A 12,245-nucleotide genomic window follows, 5' to 3' on the forward strand; every position below is an offset into this window, starting at 1 on the left:
GCGGTGCGCCGGGTGCCGATGGCCCGCCGCTTCCACAACGACGCCGTGGGCGCCGCCCGCCGGCTGCGCGAGCACCGCAAGGTCCGCTGGTTCCGGCTGGCCGGGCACGCGCCGTTCCCGCTGGCCTTCGAGATGGACGACGAACCGCCCGCCGCGCTGGTCGAACGGGTCGCCTGAGCGGGGTCCCGCAGGGGCACGCGGGGACAAAACGATCCACCGGCTTCCCATTGGCCCTTGATGTGGCCCGGCCCGGTCGCGTTTCCTCGGCGGTGCAGAAACCGTCTTACCCACCAGTGAGGTCACGCGTGTCCATCATCGACAACCAGGGTCCCGAGACCGGCACCGCCCGTGTGAAGCGCGGCATGGCCGAGCAGCTCAAGGGCGGCGTCATCATGGACGTGGTCAACGCCGAGCAGGCGAAGATCGCCGAGGACGCGGGCGCCGTGGCCGTCATGGCCCTGGAGCGGGTCCCGGCCGACATCCGCAAGGACGGCGGCGTGGCCCGCATGTCCGACCCGGACATGATCGAGGGCATCATCGACGCCGTCTCGATCCCGGTCATGGCCAAGTCCCGCATCGGTCACTTCGTCGAGGCCCAGGTGCTCCAGTCCCTCGGCGTCGACTACATCGACGAGTCCGAGGTGCTCACCCCGGCCGACGAGGTCAACCACTCCGACAAGTGGGCGTTCACCACCCCCTTCGTCTGCGGTGCCACCAACCTGGGCGAGGCCCTGCGCCGCATCGCCGAGGGCGCGGCCATGATCCGCTCCAAGGGCGAGGCCGGCACCGGCAACGTCGTCGAGGCCGTGCGCCACCTGCGCCAGATCAAGGGCGAGATCGCCAAGCTGCGCGGCTGCGACCACAACGAGCTGTTCGCCGCCGCCAAGGAGCTGCGCGCCCCCTACGAGCTGGTCAAGGAGGTCGCCGAGCTGGGCAAGCTCCCCGTCGTCCTGTTCTCCGCCGGTGGCGTCGCCACCCCGGCCGACGCCGCTCTGATGCGCCAGCTCGGCGCCGAGGGCGTCTTCGTCGGCTCCGGCATCTTCAAGTCCGGCGACCCGGCCAAGCGCGCCGCCGCCATCGTGAAGGCCACCACCTTCTACGACGACCCGAAGATCGTCGCGGACTCCTCCCGCAACCTCGGCGAGGCCATGGTCGGCATCAACTGCGACACCCTCCCCGAGACCGAGCGCTACGCCAACCGCGGCTGGTAGGACCTGCACACCATGAACACCCCCGTCATCGGCGTCCTGGCCCTCCAGGGCGACGTACGGGAGCACCTCATCGCCCTGGCCGCGGCGGACGCCGTGGCCAGGCCGGTCAGGCGCCCCGAGGAACTCGCCGAGGTGGACGCCCTCGTCCTGCCCGGCGGTGAGTCCACCACCATCTCCAAGCTGGCCGTCCTCTTCGGCCTGATGGAGCCCCTGCGCGCCCGTGTGCGCGCCGGGCTGCCCGTCTACGGCACCTGCGCCGGGCTGATCCTGCTCGCCGACAAGATCCTCGACCCGCGCTCGGGCCAGGAGACCATCGGCGGCATCGACATGATCGTCCGCCGCAACGCCTTCGGCCGCCAGAACGAGTCCTTCGAGGCGGCGGTCGACGTCAAGGGCGTCGAGGGCGCTCCCGTGGAGGGCGTCTTCATCCGCGCCCCGTGGGTCGAGTCCGTGGGCGCGGCCGCCGAGGTGCTCGCCGAGCACGACGGGCACATCGTCGCCGTACGCCAGGGCAACGTGCTCGCCACCTCGTTCCACCCGGAACTGACCGGTGACCACCGTGTGCACGCGCTCTTCGTCGACATGGTCCGCGCGAACCGGACACCGGAGTCCTTGTAGGATCTGCGGCGGTACCCCCCAGGCTCTCCCAGCACCGGGGGAGTCCGTATCGGATCGGGTTACGCGAAGGAGACAGGCAGATGTCCGGCCACTCTAAATGGGCTACGACGAAGCACAAGAAGGCCGTGATCGACGCCAAGCGCGGCAAGCTCTTCGCGAAGCTCATCAAGAACATCGAGGTCGCGGCCCGCATGGGCGGCGTCGACATCGACGGCAACCCGACGCTCTACGACGCCATCCAGAAGGCCAAGAAGCAGTCGGTCCCCAACAAGAACATCGACTCCGCGGTCAAGCGCGGCGGCGGCCTGGAGGCCGGCGGCGCCGACTACGAGACGATCATGTACGAGGGTTACGGCCCCAACGGTGTCGCGGTGCTCATCGAGTGCCTCACCGACAACCGCAACCGTGCCGCCTCCGACGTCCGCGTCGCCATGACCCGCAACGGCGGCAACATGGCCGACCCCGGCTCGGTGTCGTACCTGTTCAACCGCAAGGGCGTCATCATCGTCCCCAAGGGCGAGCTGACCGAGGACGACGTACTCGGCGCCGTCCTGGACGCCGGTGCCGAGGAGGTCAACGACCTCGGTGAGTCCTTCGAGGTGCTCAGCGAGGCCACCGACCTGGTCGAGGTCCGCACCGCCCTCCAGGAGGCCGGCATCGACTACGACTCCGCCGACTCCAGCTTCGTCCCGACCATGCAGGTCGAGCTGGACGAGGACGGCGCCCGGAAGATCTTCAAGCTGATCGACGCCCTCGAGGACAGCGACGACGTCCAGAACGTCTTCGCCAACTTCGACGTGAGCGACGACGTCATGGAGAAGGTCGACGCGTAACGCCGCCACGGGCTTGGCGGTGGGCACGGGCCGGCGGGACACATCCCGCCGGCCCGTCGTCGTTGTCGGTGGCAGCGGCTAGCCTTGCGGTGTTCGTTCAAAAGATCACCGTCCACGGGCCGCGACCATCAATTGCGGGACCACGACGGTGCTCAGCCACCTCCGCGGGAGCGGCGGCGGTTCAGCCGCAAAGAAGGGTTGGGGGCGGCGTTGCGGGTGCTTGGGGTGGACCCCGGACTGACGCGGTGCGGGGTGGGCGTGGTCGACGGGGTCGCGGGACGGCCGCTCACCATGGTCGGCGTCGGTGTCGTCCGTACGCCCCCCGACGCCGAGCTGAGCCACCGGCTGCTCGCCGTCGAGCAGGGCCTCGAACAGTGGCTGGACGAGCACCAGCCGGAGTTCGTGGCCGTGGAGCGGGTCTTCAGCCAGCACAACGTCAGCACCGTCATGGGCACCGCCCAGGCCAGCGCCGTCGCCATGCTGTGCGCCGCCCGGCGCGGCATCCCGGTCGCCCTGCACACCCCCAGCGAGGTCAAGGCCGCCGTCACCGGCACCGGCCGCGCCGACAAGGCCCAGGTCGGGGCCATGGTCACCCGGCTGCTCCGGCTCAGCGCGCCCCCCAAGCCCGCCGACGCCGCCGACGCCCTCGCGCTCGCCATCTGCCACATCTGGCGCGCCCCCGCGCAGAACCGGCTCCAGCAGGCGGTCGACCGGCACACGGCCCAGAAAACGGTCCCGGGAACAGCACCGCGCACCGCCCACGCAACGAAAGGCCGAACGGCATGATCGCCTTCGTCAGCGGCACCGTCGCCGCCCTCGCCCCCGACTCGGCGGTCGTCGAGGTCGGCGGGGTCGGCATGGCCGTCCAGTGCACGCCCGACACCCTGGCGAAGCTCCGCGTCGGCCAGGAGGCCCGGCTGCACACCTCGCTCGTCGTCCGGGAGGACTCGCTCACCCTCTACGGCTTCGCCGACGACGACGAGCGCCAGGTCTTCGAGCTGCTCCAGACCGCCAGCGGCGTCGGCCCCCGCCTCGCCCAGGCCATGCTCGCCACCCACCGCCCGGACGCGCTGCGCCGCGCCGTCGCCACCGCCGACGAGAAGGCCCTCACCGCCGTACCCGGCATCGGCAAGAAGGGCGCGCAGAAGTTGCTGCTGGAGCTGAAGGACCGGCTCGGCGCCCCCATCGGCGCCCCCGCCGTCGGCGCCCCGGTGAGCCAGGGCTGGCGTGACCAGTTGCACGCGGCCCTCATCGGTCTGGGCTACGCCACCCGCGAGGCCGACGAGGCCGTCACCGCCGTGACCCCCCAGGCCGAGGCGGCGGGCGGCGCCCCCCAGGTCGGCCAGCTGCTCAAGGCCGCCCTCCAGACCCTGAACCGCGCCCGCTGACCCGCGCGCATCCCGCTAGGAGCACCTGAAGTGAACTGGGACGACACGACGGACGGCGCCGCCGCGGAACGGCTGGTGGACACCGCCGCCGACCGGGAGGACCAGGCCGTCGAGGCCGCCCTGCGCCCCAAGGACCTCGGCGAGTTCATCGGCCAGGAGAAGGTGCGCGAACAGCTCGACCTCGTACTGCGCGCCGCCCGCGCGCGCGGCGCCACCGCCGACCATGTGCTGCTCTCCGGCGCGCCCGGCCTCGGCAAGACCACCCTGTCGATGATCATCGCGGCCGAGATGGGCGCCCCCATCCGCATCACCTCCGGCCCCGCCATCCAGCACGCCGGCGACCTCGCCGCGATCCTCTCCTCCCTCCAGGAGGGCGAGGTCCTCTTCCTGGACGAGATCCACCGCATGTCCCGGCCCGCCGAGGAGATGCTGTACATGGCGATGGAGGACTTCCGGGTCGACGTCATCGTCGGCAAGGGCCCCGGCGCCACCGCCATCCCGCTGGAGCTGCCCCCGTTCACCCTGGTGGGTGCCACCACGCGCGCGGGTCTGCTGCCGCCCCCGCTGCGCGACCGCTTCGGCTTCACCGCGCACATGGAGTTCTACGAGCCGCGCGAACTCCAGCGGGTCGTGCACCGCTCGGCCGCCCTGCTGGACGTCGAGATCGACCCGTCCGGCGCCGCCGAGATCGCCGGCCGTTCGCGCGGCACGCCCCGGATCGCCAACCGGCTGCTGCGCCGGGTGCGGGACTACGCCCAGGTCAAGGCGGACGGCATGATCACCGAGGGCATCGCGGCCGCCGCCCTCGCCGTCTACGAGGTGGACGAGCGCGGCCTCGACCGGCTCGACCGGGGCGTGCTGGAGGCGCTGCTGAAACTGTTCGGCGGCGGCCCGGTGGGCCTGTCCACCCTGGCCGTCGCGGTGGGGGAGGAGCGGGAGACGGTGGAGGAGGTCGCCGAACCGTTCTTGGTGCGCGAGGGCCTGCTCGCCCGAACCCCGCGCGGGCGCGTGGCCACCCCGGCCGCCTGGGTCCACCTGGGGCTCACCCCGCCGCAGCGGCCGGCCACGGGAAACGGACAACAGGATCTGTTCGGGGCGTGAGAGCGGCGCATTGGCCCCAGGAGGAACCCAAGTGCCATGCTGAGCGTTGTTCCATGCGCGCGGACTCGCTTAGACTCCGCCGATGCCGCCCTTGCGGGCGACGCCGACCAGCACCCTCCAACAGGCCGCTCACCGCGCGGTCGCGCGAAGGAAATTCCGTCCCGTGAATGTCTATACCCTTCTCCCCTTCATCGTGCTCATCGCGGTCATGTTCCTGATGACGCGCTCGGCCAAGAAGAAGCAGCAGCAGGCCGCCAATATGCGGAACGAGATGCAGCCCGGTTCGGGCGTCCGCACGATCGGGGGGATGTACGCGACGGTCAAGGAAGTCACGGAGGACACCGTCCTCCTCGACGCCGGGCCGGGCGTCGAGCTGATCTTCGCCAAGAACGCGATCGGCGCCGTCCTCTCCGACGACGAGTACAACCGCATCATCCACGGCATCGAGCACGACCTTAAGTCGGACTCCGAGATCGTCCCCGACGACGCCTCCTCCCTCACCGCCGCCGACGCCGAGCACAAGGCGGTCGACTTCGGCAAGAAGGACACCGCCGAGGAGACCGCCGTGGCCGAGGACACGACGCTCGCCGACAAGACCGAGACCGTCGAGCCCGCCGCCAAGGACGACACCGTCGTGAACAAGGCGGAGACGGCCGAGCCGGCCGAGGCGCCGAAGAAGACCGACGGCGACACCGACGCGAAGTAGTCACGTCCCCGGGGCGTCCCGGCGCCCCTCACCGGGCGCGCGGCACGTCCCGGACGCCTCTGTTTCCCGCACGGAATCCCGACACCATGTCATGGCCACCGGCGCCCACGGCGCACCGGGCGGCCCGAGAGGGAGTACGAGAAGGTGGCAGCACCTAAGAAGGGCCGGGGCGCGAGTGCCCAGAGCAAGCCAGGGCGCTCGCTGGTCCTCATCCTGATCGCCATCGTGGCGATGACCGGGGGCATGTTCCTCGCCGGTCACACCACCCCGCGTCTCGGCATCGACCTTGCCGGCGGTACGAGCATCACGCTCAAGGCGAAGGCCGACCAGGGGTCGGCGATCAACAAGGCCAACATGGACACCGCGGTCGACATCATGAACCGCCGTGTCAACGGCCTTGGTGTCTCCGAGGCCGAGGTGCAGACCCAGGGCGACGATCACATCATCGTCAACATCCCCAAGGGCACCAACTCCAAGGAGGCCCAGCAGCAGGTCGGCACCACCGCCAAGCTGTACTTCCGCCCGGTCCTGGCCAGCGAGCCCAGCGGCGGCGCGGCCCCCAAGCCGTCGCCGAGCACCTCCTCCGGCGCCAGCGGCTCCCCGAGCCCGGCCGCCAGCCCCTCCGGCGACCAGAAGGCCACCTCGCCCTCCGGTGCCCCCTCGCCGAACGCCTCGGCCACCTCGCAGGGCCGCGCCGTCAGCGACGCCCTGAAGGCCGACGCCACCCCGTCGCCCACCGGCTCCGCGAGCGCCAAGTCCTCCGGTGCCCCGGCGAGCCCCTCCCCGACGCCGAGCGCCAACGCGGACGCCGCGAAGCTCCAGGCCCAGTACGCGGCCCTGGACTGCACCAAGCCCGCCGAGCGCGCCAAGGTCGGCAAGGCCGGCAAGCCCGGGGAGCCCACCGTGGCCTGCGGCGAGATCGACAAGGTCTGGTACAAGTACGTGCTCGGCCCCGCCGCCGTGGACGGCACGGAGGTGAAGAACGCCAAGGCGGTCTTCGACACCCAGGGCGCCTCCGGCTGGCAGGTGCAGATGAACTTCACCTCCTCCGGCGCCAAGAAGTTCGCCGACATCACCGGCGAGCTGGCCAAGAACCAGCAGCCGCAGAACGAGTTCGGCATCGTCCTCGACGGCGACGTGGTCTCCAGCCCGTACGTGCAGCAGGCCATCACCGGCGGCCAGGCCGAGATCTCCGGCCGGTTCACGCAGGAGGAGGCCCAGAGCCTCGCCAACATGCTGTCCTACGGCGCGCTCCCGCTGTCCTTCCAGGAGGAGACCGTCACCACGGTCACCGCGGCCCTCGGCGGCGAGCAGCTCAAGGCGGGCCTCCTCGCGGGTGCCATCGGCCTCGTGCTGGTCGTGATCTACCTGGTGGCCTACTACCGCGGCCTGTCGCTGGTGGCCATGGCCTCCCTGCTGGTCTCCGCGATCCTCACCTACGTGATCATGTCGCTGCTCGGCCCGGCCATCGGCTTCGCGCTGAACCTGCCCGCCGTCTGCGGTGCCATCGTCGCCATCGGTATCACCGCGGACTCGTTCATCGTGTACTTCGAACGCATCCGGGACGAGATCCGCGAGGGCCGCACCCTGCGCCCCGCCGTGGAGCGGGCCTGGCCGCGCGCCCGGCGCACCATCCTGGTCTCCGACTTCGTGTCGTTCCTCGCCGCCGCCGTGCTGTTCATCGTCACCGTCGGCAAGGTCCAGGGCTTCGCGTTCACGCTCGGCCTGACCACCGTCCTCGACGTCGTGGTGGTCTTCTTCTTCACCAAGCCGCTCATGACGCTGCTGGCCCGCCGCAGGTTCTTCGCCGACGGCCACAAGTGGTCCGGCCTCGACCCGCAGAGCCTGGGCGCCAAGCCCCCGCTGCGCCGCACCCGCCGTCCCTCCGGTCCCACCACGGGCCCCGTCGACCCCAAGGGGGCGTGAGCGATGTCGAAACTCGGTAACCTCGGCGCACGGCTGCACCGCGGCGAAGTCAGCTACGACTTCATCGGCAAGCGCAAGATCTGGTACGGCGTCTCCATCCTGATCACCATCACGGCCATCCTCGGCCTGGCGGTGCGCGGCCTGAACATGGGCATCGACTTCCAGGGCGGCGCCGTCTTCACCACCCCGACCAAGATGAGCGCCTCGGTCGCCCAGGTCGAGGAGTACGCCCACGACGCCTCCGGTCAGGAGGCCGTCGTGCAGAAGCTCGGCAACGGCAGCCTTCGCATCCAGATCGCCGGCCTCGACACCGCCAAGTCCGACCAGGTCAAGCAGACCCTGGCCAAGGACCTGAAGCTCGACCCCGAGCGGCTCAACGCCGACCTGGTCGGCCCGAGCTGGGGCGAGCAGATCGCCAACAAGGCGTGGCAGGGCCTGGCGATCTTCATGGTGCTCGTGGTGATCTACCTGGCGATCGCCTTCGAGTGGCGCATGGCCATCGCGGCCCTCGTCGCGCTGATCCACGACATCACCATCACCGTCGGCATCTACGCCCTCGTCGGCTTCGAGGTCACGCCCGGCACGGTCATCGGTCTGCTGACCATCCTCGGTTACTCGCTCTACGACACGGTCGTCGTCTTCGACAGCCTCAAGGAGCAGACCAAGGACATCACCAAGCAGACCCGCTTCACCTACAGCGACATCGCCAACCACTCGATCAACGGCACCCTGGTGCGCTCCATCAACACCACGGTGGTCGCCCTCCTCCCGGTGGCGGGCCTGCTGTTCATCGGCGGCGGTTTCCTCGGAGCGGGCACCCTCAACGACATCTCCCTGTCGCTGTTCGTCGGCCTCGCGGCCGGCGCGTACTCCTCGATCTTCATCGCCACGCCGCTCGTCGCCGACCTCAAGGAGCGCGAGCCGGCGATGAAGGCCCTCAGGAAGCGGGTCATGGCCAAGCGTGCCCAGGCCGCCGCCGGAGAGGCCCAGGGGGAGTCCCGGTCCGCCACCGGAGAACCGTCCGACGGCGCGGCGCCCGCTGTGGTGGGCCCGCGCGACCAGTCCGCGACCCGCAACCGGGGCCGCGGCCGACCCTCTGGAAAGCGCCGATGACCTCCATCCAGGAGCTGCTGCTCAGCCGTATCCGCGACGTGGCCGACTACCCGGAGCCGGGCGTGATGTTCAAGGACATCACCCCGCTCCTGGCCGACCCCGCCGCGTTCACGGCCCTCACCGACACGCTGGCCGAACTCGCCACGGCCACCGGGGCCACCAAGATCGTCGGCCTGGAGGCGCGGGGCTTCATCCTGGGCGCGCCGGTCGCCGTCCGCGCGGGCCTCGGCTTCATCCCCGTCCGCAAGGCCGGCAAGCTCCCGGGAGCGACGCTGCGCCAGGCGTACGACCTGGAGTACGGCTCCGCCGAGATCGAGGTGCACGCCGAGGACCTGTCCGACGGTGACCGCGTGTACATCGTGGACGACGTGCTCGCCACCGGCGGCACCGCCGAGGCCGCGGTCAAGCTGATCGAGCGCGCCGGCGCACGCGTCTCGGGCGTCGCCGTCCTCATGGAGCTGGGCTTCCTCCAGGGCCGCGCCCGCCTGGAGTCCGCCCTGAACGGCGCGCCCCTGGAGGCGCTGCTGCAGGTCTGAACCGGACCGAGCGGACCCTGAGCGGCCGCGAGCGCACCGGGCCGTCCCGGCCCGCGCTCGCGGCCGCTCGGCGTCCCGCGGCCTCCGGGTTCCGGCCCTCCGGAATCCACCACCCGTCCCACGTGTTCCACTGGTGGGCCGTTCTCCCCACCGCCTGAAGGCGATGGCGGGGCGCGGGATCGCTACCATGGGGTATCCGGAGCCTGACCGGGGGACCCGGATCGCGCACTAGGAGTCCTCTTGCCAGACGAGGCCCAGCCACTGACCGCCGCCAAGCCGGAGTCCGCCTCGGCGCCCGCGGTGAAGCCCGTGCCGAACGCGTCCGACGCGAAGAACGACCGGCGCGGCTCGGTCGAGCACGCCCAGTCGGCGCCGGTGGAGAAGACCGCCGACACCGCGCGCCCCAAGCCCGCCCCCGTGCGCCCCGCGGCCGGTCAGCCCGCGCCCCGCTCCGGCTCCTCCAACCGCGTCCGCGCCCGCCTGGCCCGTCTCGGCGTGCAGCGCGCGAACCCGTACAACCCGGTGCTGGAGCCGCTGCTGCGGATAGTGCGCAGCAACGACCCCAAGATCGAGAACGCGACGCTCCGCCAGATCGAGCGCGCCTACCAGGTGGCCGAGCGCTGGCACCGCGGCCAGAAGCGCAAGAGCGGTGACCCGTACATCACCCACCCGCTCGCCGTCACCACCATCCTGGCCGAGCTGGGCATGGACCCGGCGACCCTGATGGCCGGGCTGCTGCACGACACCGTCGAGGACACCGAGTACGGCCTGGACGACCTGCGCCGGGACTTCGGTGACGTGGTCGCGCTGCTGGTGGACGGCGTCACCAAGCTGGACAAGGTCAAGTTCGGCGAGGCCGCGCAGGCCGAGACCGTGCGCAAGATGGTCGTCGCCATGGCCAAGGACCCCCGCGTCCTGGTCATCAAGCTCGCCGACCGCCTGCACAACATGCGCACCATGCGCTACCTCAAGCGCGAGAAGCAGGAGAAGAAGGCGCGCGAGACCCTGGAGATCTACGCGCCGCTCGCCCACCGGCTGGGCATGAACACCATCAAGTGGGAGCTGGAGGACCTGGCCTTCGCCATCCTCTACCCCAAGATGTACGACGAGATCGTGCGGCTGGTGGCCGAGCGCGCCCCCAAGCGTGACGAGTACCTCGCCATAGTCACCGACGAGGTGCAGGCCGACCTGCGCGCCGCCCGGATCAAGGCGACCGTCACCGGCCGGCCCAAGCACTACTACAGCGTCTACCAGAAGATGATCGTCCGCGGCCGGGACTTCGCGGAGATCTACGACCTGGTCGGCATCCGCGTCCTGGTGGAGACCGTCCGGGACTGCTACGCGGCGCTCGGCACGATCCACGCGCGATGGAACCCGGTCCCCGGCCGGTTCAAGGACTACATCGCGATGCCGAAGTTCAACATGTACCAGTCGCTGCACACGACGGTCATCGGCCCCAACGGCAAGCCGGTCGAGCTGCAGATCCGCACCTTCGACATGCACCGCCGCGCCGAGTACGGCATCGCCGCGCACTGGAAGTACAAGCAGGAGGCCGTCGCCGGCGCCTCCAAGGTGCGCACCGACGCGCCGAAGTCCTCCGGCAAGGGCAAGGACGACCACCTCAACGACATGGCGTGGCTGCGCCAGCTGCTGGACTGGCAGAAGGAGACCGAGGACCCCGGCGAGTTCCTGGAGTCCCTCCGCTTCGACCTGTCCCGCAACGAGGTCTTCGTCTTCACGCCCAAGGGCGACGTGATAGCGCTCCCGGCCGGGGCCACCCCGGTCGACTTCGCCTACGCGGTGCACACCGAGGTCGGCCACCGGACCATAGGGGCACGCGTCAACGGACGCCTCGTCCCGCTGGAGTCCACCCTGGACAACGGCGACCTGGTGGAGGTCTTCACCTCCAAGGCACCCGGCGCCGCGCCCTCCCGCGACTGGCTGGGCTTCGTCAAGTCGCCCCGCGCCCGTAACAAGATCCGCGGCTGGTTCTCCAAGGAGCGCCGGGACGAGGCGATCGAGCAGGGCAAGGACGCGATCGTCCGCGCGATGCGCAAGCAGAACCTGCCGATCCAGCGCATCCTGACCGGCGACTCCCTGGTCACGCTGGCGCACGAGATGCGGTACTCCGACATCTCCGCGCTGTACGCGGCGATCGGCGAGGGCCATGTCTCCGCGCAGAACATCGTGCAGAAGCTCGTCCAGGCGCTCGGCGGCGAGGAGGCGGCCACCGAGGAGATCGAGGAGCCGGTCCCGCCGACCCGGCGCAGCCGCAAGCGCCGCTCCAGCGCCGACCCCGGTGTCGTGGTCAAGGGCGTCGACGACGTGTGGGTGAAGCTGGCCCGCTGCTGCACCCCGGTACCGGGCGACCCGATCATCGGGTTCGTCACGCGGGGCAGCGGGGTCTCGGTGCACCGCAGCGACTGCGTCAACGTGGACTCGCTCTCCCGCGAGCCCGAGCGCATCCTCGACGTGGAGTGGGCGCCCACCCAGTCCTCGGTCTTCCTGGTCGCCATCCAGGTCGAGGCGCTGGACCGCTCCCGGCTGCTCTCGGACGTCACCCGCGTCCTGTCCGACCAGCACGTCAACATCCTGTCCGCGGCCGTGCAGACCTCCCGTGACCGGGTCGCCACCTCCCGCTTCACCTTCGAGATGGGCGACCCCAAGCACCTGGGCCACGTCCTGAAGGCGGTCCGGGGCGTGGAGGGCGTGTACGACGTCTACCGCGTGACCTCGGCCCGCAACCGCGGCTAGCCACGCATACGCCGAGGGGCTCCGTACGGTGTGTACGGAGCCCCTCGGCGTACGCGGTG

At 70.7% G+C, this 12,245-nt stretch carries 11 protein-coding genes; all 11 read left to right on the forward strand.

The annotated features are described in order from the left end of the window. Positions 1-305: 305 nt before the first annotated feature. Positions 306-1,211, forward strand: coding sequence for a pyridoxal 5'-phosphate synthase lyase subunit PdxS (pdxS, locus tag GT030_RS22310; protein ID WP_161202612.1), 906 nt, complete (start codon positions 306-308; stop codon positions 1,209-1,211). Positions 1,212-1,223: 12 nt separating this feature from the next. Beyond that, entirely contained in the window at positions 1,224-1,829 is a 606-nt protein-coding gene (gene pdxT, locus GT030_RS22315; RefSeq protein ID WP_135792740.1) for a pyridoxal 5'-phosphate synthase glutaminase subunit PdxT, read from the forward strand. An 80-nt stretch (positions 1,830-1,909) separates the two neighbouring features. Then, positions 1,910-2,662, forward strand: a complete 753-nt coding sequence (locus tag GT030_RS22320; RefSeq protein ID WP_161202613.1) for a YebC/PmpR family DNA-binding transcriptional regulator — start codon at positions 1,910-1,912, stop codon at positions 2,660-2,662. A gap of 210 nt (positions 2,663-2,872) precedes the next feature. Next, complete coding sequence (ruvC, locus tag GT030_RS22325; RefSeq protein ID WP_161202614.1) at positions 2,873-3,448, forward strand: crossover junction endodeoxyribonuclease RuvC; 576 nt, start codon at positions 2,873-2,875, stop codon at positions 3,446-3,448. Beyond that, entirely contained in the window at positions 3,445-4,050 is a 606-nt protein-coding gene (gene ruvA, locus GT030_RS22330; protein WP_161202615.1) for a Holliday junction branch migration protein RuvA, read from the forward strand. Before ruvC ends, ruvA begins: the two co-directional genes overlap by 4 nt. Positions 4,051-4,080: 30 nt before the next feature. Continuing rightward, the gene (gene ruvB, locus GT030_RS22335; RefSeq protein WP_161202616.1) at positions 4,081-5,151 is read left to right on the forward strand and encodes a Holliday junction branch migration DNA helicase RuvB; all 1,071 of its coding nucleotides are present in this window, start codon (positions 4,081-4,083) and stop codon (positions 5,149-5,151) included. A gap of 163 nt (positions 5,152-5,314) precedes the next feature. Continuing rightward, positions 5,315-5,857, forward strand: a complete 543-nt coding sequence (gene yajC, locus GT030_RS22340; RefSeq protein WP_161202617.1) for a preprotein translocase subunit YajC — start codon at positions 5,315-5,317, stop codon at positions 5,855-5,857. A 144-nt stretch (positions 5,858-6,001) separates the two neighbouring features. Next, on the forward strand, positions 6,002-7,783 hold the full coding sequence (gene secD / locus GT030_RS22345; RefSeq protein ID WP_346009715.1) for a protein translocase subunit SecD: 1,782 nt from the start codon (positions 6,002-6,004) through the stop codon (positions 7,781-7,783). A 3-nt stretch (positions 7,784-7,786) separates the two neighbouring features. Further along, on the forward strand, positions 7,787-8,896 hold the full coding sequence (secF, locus tag GT030_RS22350) for a protein translocase subunit SecF (protein ID WP_161202618.1): 1,110 nt from the start codon (positions 7,787-7,789) through the stop codon (positions 8,894-8,896). After that, complete coding sequence (locus tag GT030_RS22355; protein ID WP_161202619.1) at positions 8,893-9,432, forward strand: adenine phosphoribosyltransferase; 540 nt, start codon at positions 8,893-8,895, stop codon at positions 9,430-9,432. The genes secF and GT030_RS22355 overlap by 4 nt, the downstream gene beginning before the upstream one ends. Positions 9,433-9,672: 240 nt before the next feature. Further along, positions 9,673-12,186, forward strand: a complete 2,514-nt coding sequence (locus GT030_RS22365; RefSeq protein WP_161202620.1) for a bifunctional (p)ppGpp synthetase/guanosine-3',5'-bis(diphosphate) 3'-pyrophosphohydrolase — start codon at positions 9,673-9,675, stop codon at positions 12,184-12,186. Positions 12,187-12,245: the final 59 nt, after the last annotated feature.

It is taken from the genome of Streptomyces sp. SID1328, assembly GCF_009865595.1.
GTDB classification, from domain to species: domain Bacteria; phylum Actinomycetota; class Actinomycetes; order Streptomycetales; family Streptomycetaceae; genus Streptomyces; species Streptomyces griseoluteus.